We start from the raw sequence: 22328 nt of genomic DNA, 5'->3' as shown, positions 1-22328 counted from the left end.
GCGAGGCCGGTTCGCGCTTTCCGCGAACATGCCTCGCCATCGACAACGTGCGCCGCCAGGGACTCGAACCCCGGACCCGCTGATTAAGAGTCAGCTGCTCTAACCAACTGAGCTAGCGGCGCTTGCTGACGTCGTAGACCTTAGCACCCTGATCGGCGGGAGGAAAAATCGATATCCGTACGGTGGTCCGGGCCGCCCGCACGGCCGCCCACAGCAGGATTTCCGGCCCCGGCAGCCAGGGATGACGGGTGTCGGGGGCGACGAGCCACCGGGAGTGGAGGCCGACCGCGCCGAGGGGTGCGGGGAGGGTCACGGCGTCACCCTTGCCGTGGCAGAGCAGCGGCGGGATCCCATCGGTACGGCCGCCCCACTCCTCCCAGTCCAGCAGCGACGGCAGCCGCTGTGCCGTGCCCGGCCCGGCGAACAGCAGCATCCGTCCCCGGAACACCGCGACCGGCCCGGACCCCGGTCCCTCGTCCCACAGCCGGTCCACCATCTGCCGCCCGAAGATCGCGGGCACGCTCACGACATCGAAGGCAGTACCGCACGGCAACACGACCGGCGCATCCGGCCGCTCCTCCCACAGCGCGAGGGCGCTCCGCGGGTACGCACCGGCCGACGCCAGCCACGCGGCACCGTCCGCGGTGACACCGGATACGTCGAATCGACCGGACAACGTCTCATTGCGGGTGCTGCGGCTCATACCGTCCAGATCTACCGGCGGTGAGCAGACAGTCCCGGAGGGTTGCCGGAAACGGGGACAGAGGGCGACGGGAGGGAGTATCTTGCCCGCCTGGCATATGCCGCCCCACCCAGCTTTCGCTCAGCCAAGCTGCGGGCATGCGTGCCGCCTGGGGCGGCACGGGTGGGCGCAGGCGGCACCCCGTCAGCGCCGGGCTGCGCGACCCACCCCGCCCCAGCCACCGCGCCGGGCTGCGCGACCCACCCCCGGCCCGCACCAGTCAGCGTTCATGTCGCTCACACAGGGTCCGCAGTGCCCCGCCCATCACCGGCAACCCCCCGCAAAAGATCCCGCCCGAACTCGACCATCTTCTTCGCGTAGTCCTCGGTCCACTCGGCCCGCTCAGCGATATCCGCCGCCGTCAACCGATCAAACCGCCGAGGATCCGCCAACTGAGCAGCCGCGATCGCCTGAAACTCCACCGCACGATCCGTCGCCGCCCGAAACGCCTGCGTCAGCTCCGTCGCCCGCGCCAGCAACGCACGCGGATCCTCGATCGACTCCAGATCGAAGAAGTGCTCCGGATCGTCAGCCACCTGCGCGGGCTCGAAGAGCAGGGGCGCGGGGCGTAGCCGCGGTTCGTTCCGACGCGGCGTGGGCTCCGCCATGTCTGTCTCCTCCTCGTACGTCATGGACGACCGGCCTGTGGATCGGGCCACCGTCCATTGTCTCGCGCCTCCGCAAGTGGGCCTGCGGCACATGGCACCGGCACAGGCATCAGGGCCGCCACGCCACCCGCCGCTCGCCCAGATGTGCCAGCACCGCGTGGTTCGCCTCCCAGCCGTCAGGGAACTTCACGACCGTCCCCAGCTGCACCGGCTCGGTCGACGGATACTCGTCCAGCAGGTCGCTCACCCCGGCCCGGCAGACCACGATGCAGGCGTGCCGGTGGCGGGAGGTGAGGACGCAGAGCCGTCCGGTCTCCAGATGGAACGCGGTCGCGTCGGGGCGCCCGGACAGGGGATGGAGGATGACTGTCACGTCGTACTCCCGCCCCTGGAGCCGGTTCGCCGTGTCCACGGTGACGTCGGCGACGCCCAGCTCGCCCAGCGCCGCCCGTACCGCCGCCGCCTGGTCCCGGTGTGCCGTGCCGACCGCGATCCGGTCGGCGGTCAGCGGCGCCGGTCCGTCCGACCGCTCCGACGTGGCCGCACCGCCCCGGTCCAGCAGCCGTCGTACGACCGTCGCCACCGCCCGTACCGCCTCCGGATCGGTGCGCGGAGTGCGCCGGGCGGGCAGCTCCAGCAGGCCCCAGCCCGATGCGGCCGCCTCGTCGATCACCCGGTCGGGGCCGGAGCCGTCCGAGGGGACCGCGAAGCTCAGCCGCCGGTCACCATGGTCCGTGCCGCTGCGGAACGGCGTGTACGGGTAGAAGGCGTCCGAGACCAGGGGCGCGGCGGATGCCGGGAGCCGCCAGGAGACCGGGAGGCGGTGTTGCGGCAGCTCGGGGTTGTGCGCGAGCAGTGTGGTCACGGCTGAGCCGGACGGGTCGTACGACAGGCCCGCCCACTGCTCACTGCCCACGATCGAGAACGGGTCCAGCTGCCCCGGATCGCCCACGAACAGCGCCCGCTCGAACAGCCCGGCCACGGCGAGCAGCGCGTCCGAGCGCATCTGGTACGCCTCGTCGACGATCGCGTGCCGCCACGGCTCGTCGGCCTTGACGTGCGCCCACTTGGCGGCCGTCGAGATCACGACCGGGAAGCCGGTCAGCTCGGCCGCCTTCGCGGACTTCCGTACCTGCGGCAGATCGTCCAGCGCCTTGTCGTACGGGTCGGTGTCGCTGCTGTGCAACCGGCCGACCGGCAGCTCGGGGTTCTTCTCGGCGAGCCTCAGCACCAGGTCGTCGACCTGGGCGTTCGTCTGCGCCACCACCATCAACGGGCGCCCGGCATCGGCCAGTTCAAGCGCCGCACGGACGACGAGCGTGGACTTGCCGGCGCCGGGCGGGGAGTCGACGACGACGCCCCGAGCGGTGCCGTGCAGGGTGTCGGCGAGGATCGCGTCGGTGGCGCGGGCGGCCTCCGCACCGGGGTCGAAAGCGGCCTGGGCCGTCACAGCACGTCCTCCGCGGTCATCGGGTCGGCCTCGGGGAGGACCACCTCGCCGGGCGGCCCGCCATGGGTCCAGGGCGTCTGCTCCGGGTCGGGCAGCTTGGCGCCGCCCCGCTGTTCGTGCTCGAAGAGCGTGAAGCAGACCGCGTCGCCCTTGTCCGGCACCGAACCTTCCTCCGGCACCTTGCCGCGGCCCATCTTGTCGACGATCCGCAGCACGATCAGATCGTCCCCCGCGCGCTCGACGAACTCCGCCGCCTGTGGCTTCCCGCCCAGCGACCGGTACACCCTGACCCGCTCACCGAGATGCGGCCGGTCGCCGGTGCGGACCGTGATCAGCGGGCGCGGGCTGGGGCGCTTGCTCTCGCTGTACGCCATGACGACGTCCGTGACCTCGCCCGCGAACGCCTCTCCGGACAGCCGCCGCCCGGCCATCACCAGCGGATCGTCGAGCGCCTCCTGGGCCTCCAGCCGTGCCTGTTCCCGCTCGCGCGCGGCGAGCTTGTTGGCCGCGGTGACCGCGTCGTCGCGGCGCGGCTGCGGGGGTTCGCCGGCCACGATCCGGTCGCGGTGGGCGGTGAAGGACCAGCGGTCGCGCGTCCACCGCTCCTCGGTGTGCGCGCCGGCGGGCAGGGCTCGCAGCAGGTCGAGGCCCTGCCAGACCTTCTGCCAGGTGGGCAGCGTACGGCTCAGCACCAGATCACGGATCTGCCGCTCGGCGGCGGTGAGTTCACCGAGCCTGTCGTCCGCCTCCAGGCCGTCCTCGGCGGTGGCGAGGGCGGTGCGCGCGCGGTCGTAGCGCTCGATGGCGGGCGCGAGCAGCTTGTTGTCGAACGCCGGGTCGGTGGCCGGACCGGCGGGCGGGCACAGCAGCTGGCCCTGCCGGTCCCGCGCCAGCTCGGCTCGCAGCGCGGCCTCGGCTCCCGATTCTTCGTCCTCCGGGGGGTCGATCCACGCGAGCAGCGCGCCGAGGTGCTGGTCCTCGAGGCTGGACTGGCCGGTCGCCCAGTGCCGGGCCAGCACGTCCGTCATGGCGAGCAGCAACGAGGAACCGGGAACCCGGGCTCGCTCCCCGAAGTGGGTCAGCCACCGGCCGAGCAGCGGGACCCGGGGCGGCGCGGGGTACGGGGTCTCCGGGTCCTGTTCCGCCGTGCGCCGAAAGCGCATGGAGCGCCCCAGAAGTCGTACGAAATCGACGCCCGCGCGGCTCGGGACGATCAACTGCGGGGCGTCCGCGCACAGTTCGACCTCGACCTTGACCCGCTTGCCGGTCTCGGGGTCCGTCTCGGAGCGCTCGGCGGCCTCGACCGCCTCGGCGTACCCGTCGACATACGGCAGCACGACATCCGCCAGCTCCGCCAGGAACGCGAACCTGAGGTCGCGGTCGCGCGGCTGCGGTACGACCAGCAGGCGCGGCGCGTCCCGGTCGGTGCCCACCAGCGCGCCGAGCGGGGCGCCGGCCTCACCGGCCGTGGTGAGCGGCACGAAGACCAGGGGACGGTCGGACAGCTGCCGGTGCCGGACCGTGGCGGCGGGCTGGGCGTGACCGGTGGCGACGGCTTCGAGGCGGGCGAGGGTGGAGATCAGCGACACGGGGCGGCCTCCCCCACACGCCGGTCGAGCGCCTCCGCCCGCAGCTCCGCCGCCCGGCGCAGCGCCGCCACCGCCGGGTCGTCCGGGTCGCCGGCGTCTCCGTAGGCCGCCGCGAGCACGTCCCCGACCGTCGTCAGACCCCCCAGCTCGGCCCGCACCGAGCGGCCGAGGGAGGTCACCGCTCCGGCCGCGCGGGAGCGGTCGCGGCAGTGGAAGGCCAGCTCGCAGGCGGACAGGCACTCGGGCGCGTAGGTCGCCGGAACCGACTCGACGGCCGCGGTCAGCTCGGCGGCGGGCAGCTCGGGGGAGAAGCAGGTGTTCTCGGGGAGCGCGTCGGCGATGTCCTGGATGCGGGTGAGCCGGGCCAGCTGGCGGCCGGTCACCGCCCGCTGCTTGCGTACGTCGACGGCGGACGCCGTGGGCAGGTTGGAGAAGTCCTTCGGGCAGACCAGCAGCACCCGATGGCGTACGCGCGGGACGGGGGTGAGGCGGGCCGCGACCTGCTCCAGCGCCAGTACGTACACCGCGGCCTGGCGGGCTGCCGCGCCCACCTTCGCCGGGTCCGCCGAGCCGTCCAGCATCGGGAAGGACTTGATCTCTACGACCGTCCAGCTGCCGTCCGGGTGCACGACCACCGCGTCCGGCTCCAGGAAGGCGGGCGACCCGGCGACGTCGAGGGCGAGCATCGGATGGTCGAGCAGCGTCCAGTCGCCGGCTTCCCCGGCCTCGCGCAGCGCCAGCGCCGTACGCGCGGACCGCCCCTCGGGGCCGATCGCGGACAGGTCGGGCACGTGCGCGCGTGCGGGCGGTTCGGCGCCTCGGTCCAGTTTCTCGTGCACCAGCCGCAGCAGCTCCGCACCGCCGTCGGCCTTGACCTTCGCCTCGAACGCGTTGCCCCGGACGAACGCGAACTGCGACTGCCCGAAGGCCGACGGGGCGCCCAGCGCGCTCGCCAGCGCCGCCTTGTTCACCCCGGCGCCGTCGAGGATCGCGCGCCGCTTGCAGCCGGGGTTGGCGGCGAGTGCGGCCAGGGCACGGGCGTCCAGTGCCTTGGCCGGTACGTCGGGGCCGCGCAGCTCAGCGAGCCGGTGCCGGAGTGCTGTCCCCCGCGTCCTGGGGGGCGGCACTCGGCTCGGCTCCGGATCCGATCCGGGACTCGCGCTGCCGTGGAATTCGCTCACCCGTGGAAGTCTGGCATCCGCCACTGACAATTGAGGCCGGTGCGTCGGCAGTGCCCGCTGTGGCGGCCACGACCCGCGCCACCAGCCGGGTCCGGACCAGGTCGGCGACCCGCAGCACATACGGCGTCAGCAGGAACCCGGCGCCCATCACGGCCGCGCCCGCGACCGCGTCGAGGAAGTAGTGGTTCGCGGTGCCCATCACCACGATCGTCGTCACCAGCGGGTAGACGACGGCGGCGACCTTGGTCAGACGCGTCCCGCCGTACCGCCAGAGGATCACGCCGCACCACAGCGCCCAGCCGCAGTGCAGACTCGGCATCGCCGCGTACTGGTTGGTCAGGCCGCCCAGCCCCTTCGGCGCGCTCGCGTCGCCGCCCCACCAGCCGTACGAGCTGTACTGCGCCATCGTGTCGATGAAGCCGTGGCTGGCGTCGAGCAGACGGGGCGGGCAGGTCGGCATCAGGGTGAAGCCGATCAGGCCGATGAAGGTGGACGTCATCAGCCAGGTGCGGGCCGCTCGGTAGAGCCGGGAACGGGACCGGAAGAGCCAGATCAGGATCGCGGGCGTGACGGCGTAGTGCAGCGACGCGTACCAGAAGTCGGCCGGGACGCCGAGCCAGGGCTCGCGGGTGAACAGGCGGTTGAGCGGATGCTCCGCGTTGAGATGGAGGACCTTCTCGATCTTCAGGATCGCCAGGCCGTGGTCGACGGCCTTGGAGACATCGCCCCCGACGAGCAGCCGGCCCGCGGAGTAGCAGGCGTACACCAGCACAATCAGCGGCAGTTCGGTCCACCAGCGCAGGCGGGGCCGTGAGGCTGCCTCGGTGCCCAGTGTCTCGGCGTGCGGCATCCGATCGCCCTCCCCCTTCTCGTCGCGCGGCCCGCGCTCCGGACGTGCCACTTTACGGTGTATGCGCGAGCCCCCGAGGGGCGCCCCCGGCCCTGATAGACGCAGAGATCGCCCTGCGGGTTGCCCCTGTGCGCCGTAGGCGATGATGAAGGGGTCCGCCTCGATTCCTCCTGGAATCCCTCTGGAAAGGTCTTCCATGGCACCGCGCATCCTGCTGGCCCGGCACGGACAGACGGCGTGGTCGCTGTCCGGCAAACACACCGGCAGGACCGATGTCCCTCTGCTCGAGGAGGGCCGCCGCGGCGCCAAACTGCTCGGCGAACGGCTGCACCGGGCACCGTACGACGGTCTCCCCGGCGTCGAGGTGCGCACCAGCCCACTGGCACGCGCGCGTGAGACATGCGAACTGGCCGGGTTCGGGGAACGCGCGCGTGCCTGGGACGTGCTCATGGAGTGGGACTACGGCGCCTACGAGGGCATGACGCCCGACGAGATCCAGGCCGGCCGGCCCGGCTGGCTGATCTGGCGCGACGGGGTGCCCGACGGGGAGAGCCTCGCCGAGGTGACGGCCCGTGCGGACGAGGTCGTCGCCTGGGCGCGGGCGGCGGACCGGGATGTGCTGGTCTTCGCCCACGGGCACATCCTGCGGTCCATCGGCGCGCGATGGCTGGGCCTGCCGCTCGATTTCGCGGCTCGGATACGGCTCAATCCCACGTCGCTGTCGGTGCTCGGGTGGGCGTACGGGGAGCCGGCGATCGAGAGCTGGAACGACCTGGGGCACCTGGGCGGGTAGGGCCTGCGGGGCTGCTCATGCCGTACGCGGGAGCGACGCGTGTCGCTCCAGGAAGGTCGACACCTCTGAGGCGCGGCGGTGCGGGAGCAGCACGCGCGCGGTTCCCGCCAGCATCGTCTGGATCCGGGACGACTGGACCTGGTTGAGGAGGTCCAGGACGCGCATGCCGGCCAGGGCCGCCTCGTCGGGGTGGCCGCCGCGGGCGAGGTCGTCGGCCAGTTCGGCGGTGTACAGGGCGATGTTGCGGGTGAAGTGCGGGTCCTGGAGCTGGGCCGCGCGCCGGGCGTGGCGGGCCGCGCGGGGCCAGTCGCCCAGGGTGGACCAGCACTGCGCCTCCAGGCCCTCCAGTTCGGCCTCTCCGTAGAAGCTCATCCACTCGGGGTCGTCCTCCGAGGGGCCGCGCTCGTACAGGGCCTGCGCGCGGGCGAGTGCCTGCTCGCAGCCGGTGCGGTCGGCGAGCCCCGCCCAGCCGCCTGCCTCACGCAGTGCGAGCAGCGACATCAGGCGGGCGGAGCCCAGTGGGCGTGCGACGCGTTGCGCGGCCTGCGCGGCGCGCAACGCCTCCCGCGGCCGTCCCGCGTCCCGCGCGAGGAACGCCGTGTTGCAGAAGGCGTGCGCCTCAAGGCCGGGGTCGCCGGACATCCGGGCGGTCGCGAGCGCCTCCGCGTAGTGCGAGCGCGCGTCGTCGAACCGGCCCGAGTCATGGGCCAGCCAGCCCACGGAGATGGCCAGCTCACCGGCGCCCGAGTGCAGGCGGTCCGCGGTCGTCTGCCGGGTCGCGCCGGCGTCGAGCAGCGCGTACGCGGCGCGCAGCGGGGCCGCCGCGCGCTGGTAGAGGCCGTCCGCGCCGTGCCGGTCGTCGAGCAGCCGGATTCTGCGCACGGCTGCCTCCAGGGCATCCGCCTCGCCCGCTCCGGAGCGGCGGGCCGGGCGCTGTGCGGCCGATGCGTCGACGGCGAGCCCGATGGGGCCCAGGGCGGCGGCCACCGTGGCGCCACCGCCGGTCATGAATGCGCGACGTAGCACGTCGCTCTCCTCGTCGTTCTCGTGCGTCTCGTAGGGGTTCTGCGGGTCATACGGCTCGTACGCCCTCTCCGTCTCACCGGGTTCGTACGCCGGGCTTGTGGTGTGCAAGGGGGGCGTGTCCTCAGGGTTTCGCGCCCCGCGTCCGCGCACGGATGCGCGGGGCGCGAAGCCCAGGTCGGTGAGCGTGCGGCCGGGGAACATGTGCAGGAACACCCGCTCGTACGCGTAGTTGGGGCAGCGGATCTCACCCGCCTCGACCCGACCGATGTAGCGCGCGTCACAGCTGACCCGCTCACCGATCTCGCGGGCGGCTCGCCGGACCGCCGCGGCGAACTCGGCCGGCGAGCGCTGGGCGCGCAACTGCCGGAACGCGAGATTCGGCCGCGGTGGCCGGGGAGACTGAGACGAGGTCACCTTTGACGACGCCATGGCCGGGTCCTCTCGTGCGAACCGTCGAACCATGCCGGATATAGGGCTGGTTGTCCGTGAGGCACCCCTGTGTCCGGCGGGCAAGAACGTACCTGCTGTGTCGGAGCCAGTACGCAGTGTTTGGCTACAAACCGGATATCTCATCCGTGATCTGCCATGAACTGCCATCCTTTGCGGCTGACTTCTCGCGTAGCCGTTGACGCGGCGACGCGTTGGACTCTGTGGACCGGGAGCCGCCCGACTCCCGACCTGCTCGTCCTAGGAGGGGTTCCGTGGTGGAGGCCGGGATGGAGACCAGCCAGAGCGTCGAACCGTGTGTGCCGTGTGTGCCGAGTGCCCTGGTGACGACGGCGGGGCATGCACCGACTCCGGAGAGCAGCGCGACGCCGTTCGCCGCCGACGCGGACGGATGCGACCTGGTGACCGTGCCCGCTCGGCAGGGGCTGGAGGCGGTCGACATCCTGCGGCGAGGGGCCGGGGACTCGGTGGGGCCGGTGCTGCACGACGACGGCTGCGACACCCTGGGCTTCGTGGTGCCGGCCGGGACCGCGGCGGGCTGGGATGTCCCGGGAAGTACGTGTACGGAGACGGACGGGCGGGGGTCGTGTCTGAACCCCGAGCCGCCGGTGGAGGGGTCGGACTGGCTGCTGCCGCCGGGGGAGGCCGACCTGGCGACGGATCCCGCGGTGCTGCGGGCGGCGCTGGGGGAGGCGGCTCGGTTGATCGAGGCGGCGGACAACTGTCGGTGACGGGCGTTGTGCCCGCAGGCTGGGTGGGTCGAGTGCGCCGATAATGGCCCAATGGGAAAGTCCAGGAGCTCGCGGCGGCGTGGTGTGGGGGATGCGGCTGTCGTCGAGGCCGTGGACGGAGGGCTGGCCGAGCTCATACCGGATCGGGATCGCACCCGGGGCTGGACGTTGCTCATCGACGGGGCGCCGCAGTCGTATGTGGACCTGGACGACCCCGCCCATCTCTCCTTCGAGTACCAGCGGCGGCTCGGACACGTCGTCGACCTGGTCGCCCCGCCCGGCAGCCCCGTTCACGTCGTGCATCTCGGCGGTGGGGCGCTGACGCTGGCCCGCTATGTCGCGGCCACCCGGCCCCGGTCGACCCAGCAGGTCGTCGAGCGGGACGCCACCCTCGTACAACTGGTGCGCAGGCAGCTGCCGTTGGAGCCGGGGGCCCGTATCCGGGTGCGGTCCGTGGATGCGCGGGAGGGGCTGGCCAAGGTGCCCGACGGATGGACCGACCTGATCGTGGCCGATGTGTACAGCGGGGCCCGCACACCCGCCCACCTCACCTCGACCGAGTTCCTCGACGAGGTACGCAGGGCGCTCAGACCGGGAGGCTGGTACGCCGCCAACCTCGCGGACGGCCCGCCGCTGACCCATCTCCGGGGCCAGATCGCCACCGCCGCCGCCCGTTTCGCGGAGCTGGCACTGGTGGCCGACCCAACGGTGCTGCGGGGAAAGCGCTTCGGCAACGCGGTGCTGGTCGCCTCCGACCACCCCCTCCCGATCCCCGAACTGACCCGCCGAGCCGCCTCCGACCCCCACCCGGCCCGAGTCGAACACGGCAAACCCCTGACCGACTTCACAGGAGGAGCCACACCGGTGACGGACGCGGTGGCGGTAGCGTCTCCGGCACCACCGCCTTCGGTGTTCCGCTGAACGCCGGTGAGGTAAAGCGCCCCGATAGGGGCGCGGGGAACTGCGCGACAAGCCCCCACGAACCCGCAGACGAACCAGCCCAACCAGCGGAGCTAATACGTACCGATTTCCACCCGAGGCGCACTGTCGTGCCAAGTACAGAACACCGACACCCGATCCGCCCCCTTCGCGAACTCCACCCGAATCCACGTCTCCGTCTTCCACACCTGCATCGACCACCCCGCGGCCGGCGAAGCCGACACCAGCGTCGCGGAAGAATCCCCCAGGTCGAAGACCGCCCGCCCGCCCTCGGTGTCGTAGCTCTTGACCCGGCCGGAGGCGGTGGGCGACGGGCTGGGCGCTTGCGTCGACGCCGAAGCCGAGGGCGTCGCACGCGGCTTCGGCGTCGACGGCTGCTCGCTCGACGGAGTCCGCGTCCGCTCCGCCCGCGCCGTCGAGGAGGCCAGCGGCTTCGACTCCTGCGTGGTCGCGTCGCCGGACGTGATGGGGAGGGCGCGCGGCGGGTCGTACGCCGTGCCCGCCATCACCGTGTGGACACCCCACCACGACAGCGTGACCGCCGCGCCCGTGGCGAGCGTCCACGCGAGTACGTGTATGAGACCCCTGCGCATCGCGGGCCATACTGCCTCACGCGCCCCACCGGTGTCGCCCGGAGGCACACCGCCTGGAGTTATCCACAGGCGCCGGACCGGTGTCCATCGCATGGCGTACGGTGCGGCGCATGGCAAGTGTGCTCGTGGTCGAGGACGACCAGTTCGTACGCTCGGCCCTCATCCGGCATCTGACCGATGCCGCGCACACCGTGCGCAGCGTCGGCACCGCGCTTGAGGCGCTGCGCGAGGTCGCCCATTTCCGTTTCGACGTGGTCATCCTCGACCTCGGTCTGCCCGATCTGGACGGGTCCGAGGCGCTGAAGATGCTGCGCGGCATCACCGATGTCCCGGTGATCATCGCCACCGCGCGGGACGACGAGACGGAGATCGTCCGGCTGCTGAACGCGGGCGCGGACGACTACCTGACCAAGCCGTTCTCGGTCGACCACCTCTCCGCCCGGATGGCCGCGGTGCTACGGCGGTCCCGTGCGGCGGCGGGGGAGGCACCCCCGTCCACCGTGATCCGCGTCGGCGGGCTGACCGTGGATCCGCTGCGCCGCCAGGCAGAGCTGGACGGCGTACGCCTCGACCTGACCCGGCGCGAGTTCGACCTGCTCGCCTTCCTGGCCGGGCGGCCCGGTGTCGTCGTCCCGCGCAAGGAGCTGCTCGCCGAGGTGTGGCAGCAGTCGTACGGCGACGACCAGACCATCGACGTCCATCTGTCGTGGCTGCGCCGGAAACTGGGGGAGACGGCGGCGCGACCGCGTTATCTGCACACCCTGCGCGGGGTCGGTGTGAAGCTGGAGCCACCAGGGGTGGAGCCGTGAGGTGGGCACTGGTCAAGGTCTCGCTGGCGGTCACCGCGATGGTCGTGGTCGCCTTCGCGGTGCCGCTGGGCCTCGTGATCAAGGAGATGGCCCGGGACCGCGCGTTCTCCAACGCCGAGCGGGAGGCCGCGGCCGTGGCCCCGGCGCTGTCCATCACCACCGACCGCGACCAGCTCGAGCGCGTCGTCGCCTCCGCGGGCTCGGATGCCGGGATGGCCGTGCACATACCAGCCTCCGACGGTGCCGCCGCCGTCGGCCTGGGCAAGCAGCGCGCCGCCGACGAGGACATCGCGACCGTACGGAAGCTGGGCCGCGCCTCCACCACCGAGGTGCCCGGTGGCTCCACGCTGCTCCAGCCGGTCGCGCTGAGCTCCGGTGAGATCGCCGTGGTCGAGGTGTACGTCCCCGAGTCCGAGGTGACGAACGGCGTCGACACCGCCTGGGCCGTGCTCGCCGCGGTGGGCGTCGCGCTCATCGTCGGCTCGGTCGCGGTCGCCGACCGGCTGGGCGTACGCATGGTGCAGCCCGCGCAGCGGCTGGTCGAGGGCGCGCATGAACTGGGGGAGGGGAAGCTGGGCTCCAGGGTGCCGGAGGAGGGGCCGACCGAACTGCGGCTGGCGGCGGTCGCGTTCAACTCCATGGCCGACCAGGTCGTACAACTGCTGGCGAACGAGCGGGAGTTGGCGGCTGATCTGTCCCACCGGCTGCGCACGCCGCTGACCGTGCTCCGCCTCAACGCCGCCTCACTCGGGGACGGGCCCGCCGCCGAGCAGACACGGGCCGCCGTCGCGCAGCTGGAGCGGGAGGTCGACACCATCATCCAGACGGCACGGGAGGCCAAGCCGCAGACCGCGGCGCCAGGTGCCGGGGCCGGGTGCGACGCGGCCGAGGTGGTGCGGGAGCGGATGGGGTTCTGGTCGGCGCTCGCCGAGGACGAGGGGCGCAAGGTGCGGGTGGCCGGAGTCGACCGGCCGGTGCGGATACCCGTGGCCCGGGCGGATCTGGCGGCCGCGCTGGACGCCCTGCTCGGCAATGTCTTCCGGCACACCCCCGAGGGCACGGCCTTCGCGGTCGACGTGCACAACGGCGAGGACGCGGTGATCGTGCTCGTCTCCGACGCGGGCCCCGGCATCATCGACCCCGAGGCCGCGATGGCCCGCGGGCGCGGCTCGGGAAGCGCCGGCTCGACCGGCCTCGGGCTCGACATCGTGCGGCGCCTCGCCGAGTCGACGGGCGGCGATGTACGCATCGGCTCCTCGGTGCTCGGCGGCACGGAGGTGCGGATCTGGATCCAGCTGGACGGGCGGGCGCCGGAGCGGAGAGGGCATCGGGGGACGGTACGGCGGCGGAGGCGGTCGGCTTCCGTGAAGTGAACGTCCGTCGGCTCTCATGGGGACGGGCTGGCTTGCCCTTTGGGGGTGGGTTGGCCTTGTCCTTGGGGGGTGGGTGGTCTCGGCCTTCAGGGCCGGATTGGTCTCGACCTTTAACCGTCCCCGATCCCCTCCTTAAGCGAGTCCTAAGATCCCCAACCCCCGTCCGGATCAGGCGCTTTGCCCGATTCCGGATCGCTAGCGTGCTGCCGCACCCCCACCCCGTGAACAGCGAAGGCAGGCACGCGCATGAGCAGCACGCACCGGCGCAAGATCAGTGGCAGGAACAAGGCGATCGGCGGTCTGGTCGCGGCGGCCGTGGTCGGTGGCGGCGCGGTCCTGTTCACCGGGACCGCGCAGGCGGCTGGTGTCGGCGCTGCCTACACCAAGACCAGCGACTGGTCGACGGGCTACACCGCGCAGTACGTCGTCACGAACAACAGCGGCGAGGCGAAGAGCGACTGGGCGCTGGAGTTCGACCTGCCGTCCGGCAGCAAGCTCAGCTCGCTGTGGAACGCCGAGTCGAGCGTGAGCGGTCGGCGCGTCACCGTGAAGCCGCCGTCCTGGGACAAGGACGGGCTCGCGGCCGGCGAGTCGATCACCGTCGGCTTCGTCGTCAACGGCACCGGCGCCCCGACCGGCTGTCTGATCGACGGCGCCAAGTGCTCCGCGGACGACGGTGCCACGCCCGAGCCGAGCGGACGCCCGACGCAGACCTCCACCCCCACGCAGAGCCCGACCCCGACGGCCAAGCCCACCCAGACCGCCACCGCCACTGCCTCCCCCTCGCAGAGCACCGGCAACGGCACCACCGCCGGCTCCGGTTTCGCCCCGTACGTGGACACCTCCCTCTATCCGGCCTTCGACCTGGTCGGCACCGCCGAGGCCACCGGCGTGAAGGACTACAACCTCGCCTTCATCACCGACGGCGGCGGCTGCACACCCAAGTGGGGCGGTGTGAGCGACCTGGCGAGCGACGCGGTGGCCGCGCAGATCGGCGACCTGCGAGCGAAGGGCGGCGACGTCCGGGTCTCCTTCGGCGGCGCGGCGGGCTCCGAGCTGGCCACGACCTGCTCGTCGGCGGACGCACTGGCGGCGGCGTACGGCAAGGTCGTGGACGCCTACAAGCTCACCAAGGTCGACTTCGACGTGGAGGGCGGCGCGCTGCCGGACAAGGCGGCGAACACGCGCCGCGCCCAGGCCATCGCCAAGCTCCAGCAGGCCCACCCCGACCTGGACGTGTCCTTCACCCTCCCGGTGATGCCCGAGGGCCTGACCCAGCCGGGCGTCGACCTCCTGTCCGACGCCAAGCAGAACGGCGTCGACATCAACACGGTCAACATCATGGCAATGGACTACGGACCGGCGTACAGCGACGACATGGGCACCTACGCCGAGCAGGCCGCCACCGCCACCCAGGCCCAGGTCAAGAGCGTCCTCGGGCTCTCCGACAGCGCGGCCTGGAAAACGGTCGCCGTCACCCCGATGATCGGCGTCAACGACGTCGTGTCCGAGATCTTCAAGGTCGACGACGCCACCCAGCTGGTGAACTTCGCCCAGTCCAAGGGCCTCGGCTGGCTGTCGATGTGGTCCGCGACCCGCGACAAGCAGTGCCCGGGCGGCGCCAAGCCCGCCGCCGACGCGACCTGCAGCTCGATCGTCCAGGACGAGCACGCGTTCTCGAAGGCGTTCGCCGCGTACAAGTAGCGGTTCGGTCAGGAAAACACCGGCGTGATTTCACGGGCGCGGCACTCCACGGGGTGCCGCGTCAGGGTGTGTGCACCAACGGTGCGCACCTGGGGGAATCGCTGGGTGCGGCGGGTTGTGGGAATTCCTCCGCCTCCTTCACCCCGACGTTCGCTCCGGTGACATTCACGCTCGACGGCTCCGGAAAGATCACCGTTTCGGTGGCGAAAAACTTCGTGCAGGGCGGCATTTTCCGCCTTGACGCCACGGACACCGAGCCGGGCGAGACCACCGAGCTGGAGCTGCCGGAGGTGTCGGCCGGGGACGCCGTCGCGGATACCGTGGCCGAGCCGGAGGACGGGACGGTCGTACGCGTGGAGATCCGCGCGGGCGGCCACGGTCCATGTGGCGGCCACTCCCCAGGAGCCGTCCCCGACGGACACCGCCACCGCTCCGCCGCCGACAGAGACCGCCCCCACCGCGCCCACGGACTCCCCGCCCCCCTTGCACCACGACCGTCCACGGCGCGGCCTATGCCCCCGTGCGCTCGGACCCCAGTCGCACCGGCGTTGAGGTGAGCAACATCGACGCGGGCTTCGACTACGACGCCCTGTGCGCCCAGCGCGGCGAAAACGTCACCGCGCACGGCAGGACCAGCGACATCTGGATCAAGCTGCTCCGCACGAACGGGGAGACGGGCTGGGTCACCGCAACGGCACTGACCGGCGACGCCGAGACGGTCGTCACGACTGCGTGCTTAGCCGCGCGTCCCATACGTCCCCCTATGGGTCCCCTGTCGGTCACCCATGGGGCGCCCGGTGATGTCGATTACGTTTCGACAACTGGGGCCACAAACCCTTGACGCATGACCGGACATACGGCTGTTATTACGCCACCCATGTTCGGTCAAGTTGGTTTCTGAGTGATTACGACGGAACTCGATGCGGCTCGCTCATGGTCGAACCCTCACCCCTGGAGCCGTTCATGCACGATCTCTCCCCCTCGGGCCTCGCCCTCCCCACGCCCAGCCGCCGCACCCTGCTGCGCGGCATAGGCGGCGCGGCCGTGCTCGGTGCCGGCATACCCCTGCTCAGCGCGTGCGGCGGCAGTGGTACGGCCGCCGACCCGAAGACGGTGTCGTTGGGCTCGAAGGCGTCGGACCCGGTGCCGAAGAAGGCGTTCGCCGACATCTACGCGGCCTACAAGAAGAAGTCCGGCATCACGGTCGACGTGAACACCAAGGACTCCAACACCTTCCAGGAGCAGATCAACTCCTACCTCCAGGGCACGCCGGACGACGTGTTCACCTGGTTCGCCGGGTACCGGATGCAGTTCTTCGCGGCCAAGGGCCTCGCCACCCCGATCGACGACGTGTGGCAGACCATCGGGGCCAACTTCCCCGAGGCGATGCAGAAGCTCAGCAAGGGTGAGGACGGCAAGTACTACTTCGTGCCGCTGTACTCGTACCCCTGGGCGGTCTTCTACCGGAAGAGCGTCTTCCAGCAGTACGGCTATGAAGTCCCCACCACCTGGGACGACTTCGTCGCGCTGTGCAAGCAGATGCAGAAGGACAAGCTGGTCCCGATGGCCTTCGGCGACAAGGACGCCTGGCCCGCGCTCGGCACCTTCGACCAGATCAACTTCCGCCAGAACGGCTACGACTTCCATGTCGAGCTGATGGCGGGCAAGGCGTCCTGGACCGATGCCAAGGTGCGCAAGGTCTTCGACCTGTGGGCCGAGATCCTCCCCTACCACCAGGAAGGCGCCGTCGGCCGCACCTGGCAGGACGCCGCCCAGACCCTGGCCTCCAAGAAGGCCGGCATGTACATCCTGGGCACCTTCGTGGCCCAGCAGTTCACCGACAAGGCCGCCCTCGACGACCTCGACTTCTTCGCCTTCCCGGAGATCGACCCGGCGTACGGGCAGGACACCGTCGAGGCGCCGACCGACGGCTTCATGATGAGCAAGAGCCCGAAGAACAAGGCCGAGGCCGTCAAGCTGCTGGAGTACCTGGGCACCCCGGACGCCGAGGACATCTACCTCAAGTCCGACCCGAGCGTGGTCCACGCCTCCACCAAGGCCGACACGTCGTCGTACACCGCCATCCAGAAGAAGGCGTACGACATGATCTCCGGCGCCAAGTCCCTGACGCAGTTCATGGACCGCGACAGCCGCCCGGACTTCACCTCGACGGTGATGCAGCCCGCGCTGCAGAAGTTCATCCGTGACCCCAAGGGCGTCGACAGCCTGCTGTCCTCGATCGAGCGCCAGAAGAAGACGATCTTCGCCCAGTCATGACAACCGAAACCACCAAGGAGATCCCGGAGGCGGCCGCCGTGCCGCCTTCGGGCGTTGCCCCCGCACCCCCCAAGGCCCCCCACGGCCACCGCCGTCTGCTCACCCGCCGTGACCGGATCACCCTCGGTTTCATGGCGGGTCTGCCGACGATCCTGCACATCGCCCTCGTCTGGGTCACCGCCCTCGCCTCGATCGCGCTGGCCTTCACCACCTGGGACGGCATCGGCTTCGACTCGATCCAGTGGGTCGGGCTGCAGAACTTCAAGGAACTGTTCGAGCAGAACCCGCAGTTCTGGCCCGCCGTCCAGCACAACGTCATCTGGTTCGTCGTCCTGATCGCGATCCCCACGCCGCTGGGCCTGTTCCTGGCCGTGCAGCTGGACAAGAAGATCCGCTTCAGCCGCGTCTACCAGACGGCGTTCTTCCTGCCCGTCGTCATGTCGATGGCCGTGATCGGCTTCGTCTGGCAGCTGATCTACAACCCCGACACCGGCCTGATCAACAGCATCATCGGGGCCAACGAGCCGGGCAAGTACATCGACTGGATCGGCGACCCGGACCTCAACCTCTGGGCCATCCTCATCGCCGCGTCCTGGCGCCACACCGGCTACATGATGATCCTCTACCTGGCCGGCCTGAAGGGCGTCGACCCCTCCCTGCGGGAGGCGTCCGCACTGGACGGCGCCAACGAGTGGCAGACGTTCAAGAACGTCATCTTCCCGACCCTGCGCCCCACCAACACGGTCGTCCTCGTCGTCACCATCATCGAGGCCCTGCGCGCCTTCGACCTGGTCTTCGTCTTCAACAAGGGCGCCGAGGGCACCGAGCTGCTCTCGATCCTGGTCACCAACAACATCATCGGCGAGTCCAGCCGTATCGGGTACGGCTCCGCGATCGCGGTCGTGCTGCTGCTGATCTCCCTCGTCGTGATCATTCCGTACCTGGTGGCCACCTTCCGGAAGGAGCGGCGCGCATGAGCACCACCGTCGTGACCAAGCCCCGTACGCCCATCCGCCCCGCCCGGATCCTGCTGCACCTGTTCCTCGCGGGTGCCTCCCTGGCCTGGCTCGCGCCGCTGCTGTGGGCGCTGTACTCGGCGATGCGGCCGTACGCGGAGACGAGTGAGAAGGGATACGTGTCCTGGCCGGACACGCTGAACTTCGACAACTTCACCAACGCGTTCACGCAGTCGGACATGGGCCACTACTTCGTCAACACGCTGATCATCGCCGTGCCGGCGGTGCTGGTGACGCTGTTTTTGTCGTCGATGGTCGCCTTCTACGTCAGCCGCTTCGACTTCCGCCTCAACATCGCGCTGCTGCTCGTCTTCACGGCCGGCAACCTGCTCCCGCAGCAGGTCATCATCACCCCGCTGTACCGGCTGTACCTGCTCATCGACCTGCCCGGTATCACCATGTCCGGCAAGCTGTACGACTCCGCGCTCGGCCTGGTCCTCATCCATGTCGCGTTCCAGTCCGGCTTCTGCGCCTTCGTGCTGAGCAACTACATGCGCTCGCTGCCGCACGAGCTGACCGAGGCCGCGCTGGTCGACGGCGCCTCGGTGTGGCGCATGTACTGGCAGATCGTGCTGCCGCTGTGCCGTCCCGCGATGGCGGCCCTGGCGACCTTGCTGTCCATCTGGATCTACAACGACTTCTTCTGGGCCCTCGTCCTGATCTCCACCGGCGAGAACATGCCGATCACCTCGGCGCTGAACAACCTCACCGGGGCGTACTTCACCGACCCCAACCTGGTCGCCGCCGGCGCCCTGCTCACCGCGATCCCCACGCTGATCGTGTACTTCGTGCTCCAGCGGCAGTTCGTCAGCGGCCTCACCCTCGGCGCCAACAAGGGCTGACCCCCTCCCGAAAGAGAACCCCGTGCACAACCCCTTCACCCCGGTCGCCACCGTCCCCGTGGACCCGCGCACCGCCCGCGTCCACGAGGAGGGCTGGCAGTCCTGGAGCCCCAGCGGCGCCTACGCCCTCGGCGACACCCCCCACCGCCCGACCAACGACAACTGGGCGACGGTCTGCTACCGCCCCGGCGTCACCGTCCCCGCAGGGACCTTCCAGGGCGAGGGGCTGCTGGCGCTCGACCCGGGCGACGGACCACCGGTCCGGCTGTGGGCGGCGCCGGACCCGCAGCACTCGGTCCCGTCCATCCGGCTGACCGTCCAGGGCGACCAGGCGGAGATCAGCGCCGACGGCCCGGTGAAGCTGCTGACCGGGACGTCCATACAGTCCGTGCTCGCCGACTGGGCCGAGGGTCTGGACGTACGGGCCCCGCGCCCGGCGCCGACCGTCTGGTGCTCCTGGTACGAGTACTTCACCGACGTCACCGAGGACGACATCCACGAGAACCTCCGTGCGATGGACACCCTCGACCTGCCCATCGACGTCGTCCAGATCGACGACGGCTACCAGAGCAAGCTGGGCGACTGGCTCACCCTCTCCGGCCGCTTCCGCTCCCGCGAGGGCATAGCCGACGCGATCCGCGCCCGGGGCCGCCGGGCGGGCATCTGGACGGCACCCTTCCTGGTGGACCCGAGCAGTGAACTGGCCACCACAAAACCCCACTTGCTGGTGCGCGACGCGGACGGCGCGCCCCTGCACGCGGGCGTCAACTGGGGCCACGACCTGTACGTCCTGGACGTCACCCACCCGGAGGCGGCGGCCTACCTGATCGACGTGTTCACCACGCTGCGCGCCGAGGGCTACGACTACTTCAAGGTCGACTTCCTCTACGCGGGCGCCCTGGACGGCGTACGGCACTCCGGCGCGGACCCGCTCACCGCGTACCGCGAGGGCATCACCCTCATCCGCGAGGCGATCGGCAAGGAGGCATACCTGCTGGGCTGCGGCGCCCCGATCCTCCCCTCCATCGGCCTGTTCGACGCGATGCGCGTCAGCGCGGACACCGCGCCGTACCGCCGCCCCAAGGCCGACGACTACAGCCAGCCCGGCCAGGACGCCGCCGAGTTCACCGGCGTCGGACGGCAGTGGCAGCACGGCCGCCTGTGGATCAACGACCCCGACTGCCTGATGGCCCGCCCGGCGGTCGAGACCCGCGAACGCTGGGCGGCGCACGTGGAGGCGACGGGCGGCCTGATGGCGTCCAGCGACCGGCTGCTGTCGCTCGACGAGTGGGGCGTGACCACAACACGCCGTCTCCTGGGCGGAGTTGCCCGATGACCAAGCGTGCACTGAACGTCCCGGGCATCGCCTACGGCGGCGACTACAACCCCGAGCAGTGGCCCGAGGAGGTCTGGGCCGAGGATGTACGTCTGATGGGCGAGGCCGGCGTCAACATGGTCAGCGTCGGCATCTTCTCCTGGGCGCTGCTCGAACCGTCCGAGGGCGTGTTCGACTTCTCCCGCATGGACAAGATCCTCGACCTGCTCCACGCGGGCGGCATCGCCGCCGACCTGGCGACCCCGACGGCCGCACCCCCGGCGTGGTTCTTCCGCAAGCACCCGGAGACGCTGCCCGTCGACAAGGACGGGCGCAGGCTGTCGTACGGCAGCCGCCAGACGTTCTGCCCTTCGAGCCCCGCCTACCGTGAGGCCGCCCTGCGGATCGCGGGCGCGCTGGGCGAGCGGTACGCCGACCATCCGGCCGTGGTCATGTGGCACGTCCACAACGAGTACGGCTGCCACAACGCGGAGTGCTACTGCGACGGGAGCGCGGCGGCGTTCCGCGTATGGCTGCGGGACAAGTACGACGACGACCTGGCTGCCCTCAACCACGCCTGGGGCACCACCTTCTGGAGCCAGTGGTACTACGACTGGGACGAGATCATCCCGCCCCGCGCGACGGGCGCCGTCCCCAACCCGACCCATCAGCTGGACTGGCGTCGCTTCTGCAGCGACGAGCTGCTGTCGCTGTACAAGGCGGAACGGGACGTCCTGCGGGAGGCAGCCCCGTCCCTGCCGGCCACCACCAACTTCATGGTGATGTACAACTTCGACGCCCTGGACTACTGGCGCTGGGCCCCGGAGCTGGACGTGGTCTCGAACGACCACTACCTCCGCTCCACCGACCCCGAGTCGGAGATCGACATCGCCCTCAGCGGCGACCTGATGCGCTCCCTCGCGGGCGGCCCCTGGCTGCTGATGGAGCACTCGACGGGCGCGGTGAACTGGCAGCCGGTCAACCGGGCCAAGACCGCGGGCGAGTCGCGCCGCAACGCCCTCGCCCATGTCGCCCATGGCGCCGACGGCATCGCCTACTTCCAGTGGCGGGCCGCCAAGGCGGGCGCCGAGCAGTGGCACTCGGCGATGCTGCCGCACGCGGGCACGGACAGCCAGATCTGGCGTGACGTCGTCCGGCTCGGCGCCGACCTCAAGGCACTGGCGGAGGTACGCGGCAGCACGGGCACGGCGGACGTGGCCGTCGTGTGGGACTGGGACGCCCGCTGGGCCCTCGAACTCCCCTCCCAGCCCAGCGAGATGGTCCGCCATCTCGACCTCGTCCGCTCCTGGTACGAGCCCCTGTGGCGGGCGAACGTCGCCGTGGACTTCGTACGCCCGGACGCGGACCTGTCGTCGTACCGCCTGGTCCTCGCCCCCAGCCTCTACCTGGTCGACGACGCGGGCACCGCCAACCTCACCGCCTTCGCCGAACGCGGCGGCACGCTGGCCGTCGGCTTCCACAGCGGGATGGTCGACGAGCACTGCCATGTACGGCTGGGCGGTTACCCCGGCGCGTTCCGCGAGGCCCTCGGCGTCCGCACGGACGAACTCTTCCCGCTGCTGCCGGGCGAGAAGGTCGGCCTCGGCGGCGACGCGACCGCCACCCTGTGGTCGGAACGCGTCCGCCTGGAAGGCGCCGAGGCGGTGGCGTCGTACGCGGACGGCGCCCTGGCCGGTGTCCCGGCGGTGACCCGCAACTCCCACGGCACGGGGACGACCTGGTACGTCTCCACCCGCCCCGACCCCGACACCCTCGCCGCCCTCCTGGACCGCATCCGCGACGAGGCGGGCGTACGGCCGGTGCTGGACGCCGTCCCCGAGGGCATCGAGGCGGTGCTGCGACGGGGCACGGACGCCGACTACCTCTTCCTCATCGATCACGCTGGAAAGGGAGCCGACGTCCCGGTCTCCGCCGACGCCACCGAACTCCTCACGGGGAAGCCGGTCACATCGGGCACGGTCGAGGTGCCGCCGGGAGAGATCGCGGTGGTACGGCAGCCCCACTGAAGGCAGCCCCACTGAA

The 22328-nt window shown here is 71.1% G+C and carries 21 protein-coding genes and 1 tRNA gene; 13 read left to right on the top strand and 9 right to left on the bottom strand.

The genetic code is table 11. The features are described from left to right. Positions 1-48 precede the first annotated feature (48 nt). The 7 genes from ACTWQO_RS33250 to ACTWQO_RS33220 all read right to left on the bottom strand — a co-directional run bounded on the left by ACTWQO_RS33250 (position 49) and on the right by ACTWQO_RS33220 (position 6420). Positions 49-122: transfer RNA gene (locus ACTWQO_RS33250), tRNA-Lys, on the bottom strand. Beyond that, complete coding sequence (locus tag ACTWQO_RS33245; RefSeq protein WP_443241087.1) at positions 113-703, bottom strand: bifunctional DNA primase/polymerase; 591 nt, start codon at positions 701-703, stop codon at positions 113-115. The genes ACTWQO_RS33250 and ACTWQO_RS33245 overlap by 10 nt, the downstream gene beginning before the upstream one ends. A 275-nt stretch (positions 704-978) precedes the next feature. Then, complete coding sequence (locus ACTWQO_RS33240; protein ID WP_210576758.1) at positions 979-1350, bottom strand: hypothetical protein; 372 nt, start codon at positions 1348-1350, stop codon at positions 979-981. Positions 1351-1459: 109 nt separating this feature from the next. Next, the gene (locus tag ACTWQO_RS33235; protein WP_443241086.1) at positions 1460-2800 is read right to left on the bottom strand and encodes an AAA domain-containing protein; all 1341 of its coding nucleotides are present in this window, start codon (positions 2798-2800) and stop codon (positions 1460-1462) included. Continuing rightward, positions 2797-4389 carry a hypothetical protein gene (locus ACTWQO_RS33230; protein ID WP_443241085.1) on the bottom strand — a complete coding sequence of 531 codons (1593 nt, stop codon included), beginning with the start codon at positions 4387-4389 and terminating at the stop codon, positions 2797-2799. The genes ACTWQO_RS33235 and ACTWQO_RS33230 overlap by 4 nt, the downstream gene beginning before the upstream one ends. After that, the gene (locus ACTWQO_RS33225; RefSeq protein ID WP_443241084.1) at positions 4380-5516 is read right to left on the bottom strand and encodes a hypothetical protein; all 1137 of its coding nucleotides are present in this window, start codon (positions 5514-5516) and stop codon (positions 4380-4382) included. The genes ACTWQO_RS33230 and ACTWQO_RS33225 overlap by 10 nt, the downstream gene beginning before the upstream one ends. Further along, on the bottom strand, positions 5467-6420 hold the full coding sequence (locus ACTWQO_RS33220) for a phosphatase PAP2 family protein (protein ID WP_443241112.1): 954 nt from the start codon (positions 6418-6420) through the stop codon (positions 5467-5469). The genes ACTWQO_RS33225 and ACTWQO_RS33220 overlap by 50 nt, the downstream gene beginning before the upstream one ends. Before the next feature lie 196 nt (positions 6421-6616). On the opposite strand from ACTWQO_RS33220, the gene ACTWQO_RS33215 reads away from it, so the two are divergent. Next, positions 6617-7213 carry a histidine phosphatase family protein gene (locus ACTWQO_RS33215; RefSeq protein WP_443241083.1) on the top strand — a complete coding sequence of 199 codons (597 nt, stop codon included), beginning with the start codon at positions 6617-6619 and terminating at the stop codon, positions 7211-7213. 15 nt (positions 7214-7228) lie between these two features. Here ACTWQO_RS33215 and ACTWQO_RS33210 read toward each other — a convergent pair whose 3' ends face one another. Beyond that, positions 7229-8668 carry a hypothetical protein gene (locus ACTWQO_RS33210; protein WP_443241082.1) on the bottom strand — a complete coding sequence of 480 codons (1440 nt, stop codon included), beginning with the start codon at positions 8666-8668 and terminating at the stop codon, positions 7229-7231. 272 nt (positions 8669-8940) lie between these two features. On the opposite strand from ACTWQO_RS33210, the gene ACTWQO_RS33205 reads away from it, so the two are divergent. Both ACTWQO_RS33205 and ACTWQO_RS33200 read left to right on the top strand, forming a co-directional pair. After that, positions 8941-9417 (top strand): hypothetical protein, encoded by a 477-nt coding sequence (locus ACTWQO_RS33205; RefSeq protein ID WP_443241081.1) that lies wholly within the window; start codon positions 8941-8943, stop codon positions 9415-9417. 51 nt (positions 9418-9468) lie between these two features. Further along, positions 9469-10338 (top strand): spermidine synthase, encoded by an 870-nt coding sequence (locus ACTWQO_RS33200; protein ID WP_443241080.1) that lies wholly within the window; start codon positions 9469-9471, stop codon positions 10336-10338. 92 nt (positions 10339-10430) lie between these two features. Here ACTWQO_RS33200 and ACTWQO_RS33195 read toward each other — a convergent pair whose 3' ends face one another. Further along, the gene (locus ACTWQO_RS33195; protein WP_443241079.1) at positions 10431-10949 is read right to left on the bottom strand and encodes a hypothetical protein; all 519 of its coding nucleotides are present in this window, start codon (positions 10947-10949) and stop codon (positions 10431-10433) included. A gap of 110 nt (positions 10950-11059) precedes the next feature. Between ACTWQO_RS33195 and ACTWQO_RS33190 the strand changes: the two genes are divergently transcribed. From ACTWQO_RS33190 to ACTWQO_RS33145, 10 genes are all read left to right on the top strand, one after another. Next, complete coding sequence (locus ACTWQO_RS33190) at positions 11060-11758, top strand: response regulator transcription factor (protein ID WP_301981285.1); 699 nt, start codon at positions 11060-11062, stop codon at positions 11756-11758. Continuing rightward, positions 11755-13131, top strand: a complete 1377-nt coding sequence (locus tag ACTWQO_RS33185; protein ID WP_443241078.1) for an ATP-binding protein — start codon at positions 11755-11757, stop codon at positions 13129-13131. The genes ACTWQO_RS33190 and ACTWQO_RS33185 overlap by 4 nt, the downstream gene beginning before the upstream one ends. 246 nt (positions 13132-13377) lie before the next feature. Beyond that, positions 13378-14835, top strand: coding sequence for a glycoside hydrolase family 18 protein (locus ACTWQO_RS33180; protein WP_443241077.1), 1458 nt, complete (start codon positions 13378-13380; stop codon positions 14833-14835). Positions 14836-14993: 158 nt separating this feature from the next. Continuing rightward, positions 14994-15392, top strand: coding sequence for a hypothetical protein (locus ACTWQO_RS33175; RefSeq protein ID WP_443241076.1), 399 nt, complete (start codon positions 14994-14996; stop codon positions 15390-15392). After that, entirely contained in the window at positions 15389-15676 is a 288-nt protein-coding gene (locus ACTWQO_RS33170) for an SH3 domain-containing protein (protein ID WP_443241075.1), read from the top strand. The genes ACTWQO_RS33175 and ACTWQO_RS33170 overlap by 4 nt, the downstream gene beginning before the upstream one ends. Before the next feature lie 122 nt (positions 15677-15798). Beyond that, complete coding sequence (locus ACTWQO_RS33165) at positions 15799-17112, top strand: ABC transporter substrate-binding protein (protein ID WP_443241074.1); 1314 nt, start codon at positions 15799-15801, stop codon at positions 17110-17112. Next, positions 17109-18089 carry a carbohydrate ABC transporter permease gene (locus ACTWQO_RS33160; protein ID WP_443241073.1) on the top strand — a complete coding sequence of 327 codons (981 nt, stop codon included), beginning with the start codon at positions 17109-17111 and terminating at the stop codon, positions 18087-18089. The genes ACTWQO_RS33165 and ACTWQO_RS33160 overlap by 4 nt, the downstream gene beginning before the upstream one ends. Beyond that, positions 18086-18970, top strand: coding sequence for a carbohydrate ABC transporter permease (locus ACTWQO_RS33155; RefSeq protein WP_443241072.1), 885 nt, complete (start codon positions 18086-18088; stop codon positions 18968-18970). Before ACTWQO_RS33160 ends, ACTWQO_RS33155 begins: the two co-directional genes overlap by 4 nt. Before the next feature lie 22 nt (positions 18971-18992). Next, on the top strand, positions 18993-20306 hold the full coding sequence (locus ACTWQO_RS33150) for a glycoside hydrolase family 36 protein (RefSeq protein WP_443241071.1): 1314 nt from the start codon (positions 18993-18995) through the stop codon (positions 20304-20306). After that, the gene (locus ACTWQO_RS33145; protein ID WP_443241070.1) at positions 20303-22312 is read left to right on the top strand and encodes a beta-galactosidase; all 2010 of its coding nucleotides are present in this window, start codon (positions 20303-20305) and stop codon (positions 22310-22312) included. Before ACTWQO_RS33150 ends, ACTWQO_RS33145 begins: the two co-directional genes overlap by 4 nt. Positions 22313-22328 lie beyond the last annotated feature (16 nt).

The organism is Streptomyces sp. 4N124, from assembly GCF_052245395.1.
GTDB lineage: Bacteria > Actinomycetota > Actinomycetes > Streptomycetales > Streptomycetaceae > Streptomyces.
The sequence above is the reverse complement of the archived record's forward strand: the minus strand, read 5'-3'. Positions and strand labels throughout refer to the sequence as shown.

What these genes read in the sequence shown, in the direction of transcription:
- ACTWQO_RS33245 (WP_443241087.1), bottom strand. Translation starts at nt 703, where the DNA reads ATGAGCCGCAGCACCCGCAATGAGACGTTGTCCGGTCGATTCGACGTA.
- ACTWQO_RS33240 (WP_210576758.1), bottom strand. Translation starts at nt 1,350, where the DNA reads ATGGCGGAGCCCACGCCGCGTCGGAACGAACCGCGGCTACGCCCCGCG.
- ACTWQO_RS33220 (WP_443241112.1), bottom strand. Translation starts at nt 6,420, where the DNA reads ATGCCGCACGCCGAGACACTGGGCACCGAGGCAGCCTCACGGCCCCGC.
- ACTWQO_RS33215 (WP_443241083.1), top strand. Translation starts at nt 6,617, where the DNA reads ATGGCACCGCGCATCCTGCTGGCCCGGCACGGACAGACGGCGTGGTCG.
- ACTWQO_RS33210 (WP_443241082.1), bottom strand. Translation starts at nt 8,668, where the DNA reads ATGGCGTCGTCAAAGGTGACCTCGTCTCAGTCTCCCCGGCCACCGCGG.
- ACTWQO_RS33200 (WP_443241080.1), top strand. Translation starts at nt 9,469, where the DNA reads ATGGGAAAGTCCAGGAGCTCGCGGCGGCGTGGTGTGGGGGATGCGGCT.
- ACTWQO_RS33195 (WP_443241079.1), bottom strand. Translation starts at nt 10,949, where the DNA reads ATGCGCAGGGGTCTCATACACGTACTCGCGTGGACGCTCGCCACGGGC.
- ACTWQO_RS33190 (WP_301981285.1), top strand. Translation starts at nt 11,060, where the DNA reads ATGGCAAGTGTGCTCGTGGTCGAGGACGACCAGTTCGTACGCTCGGCC.
- ACTWQO_RS33180 (WP_443241077.1), top strand. Translation starts at nt 13,378, where the DNA reads ATGAGCAGCACGCACCGGCGCAAGATCAGTGGCAGGAACAAGGCGATC.
- ACTWQO_RS33165 (WP_443241074.1), top strand. Translation starts at nt 15,799, where the DNA reads ATGCACGATCTCTCCCCCTCGGGCCTCGCCCTCCCCACGCCCAGCCGC.
- ACTWQO_RS33160 (WP_443241073.1), top strand. Translation starts at nt 17,109, where the DNA reads ATGACAACCGAAACCACCAAGGAGATCCCGGAGGCGGCCGCCGTGCCG.
- ACTWQO_RS33155 (WP_443241072.1), top strand. Translation starts at nt 18,086, where the DNA reads ATGAGCACCACCGTCGTGACCAAGCCCCGTACGCCCATCCGCCCCGCC.
- ACTWQO_RS33145 (WP_443241070.1), top strand. Translation starts at nt 20,303, where the DNA reads ATGACCAAGCGTGCACTGAACGTCCCGGGCATCGCCTACGGCGGCGAC.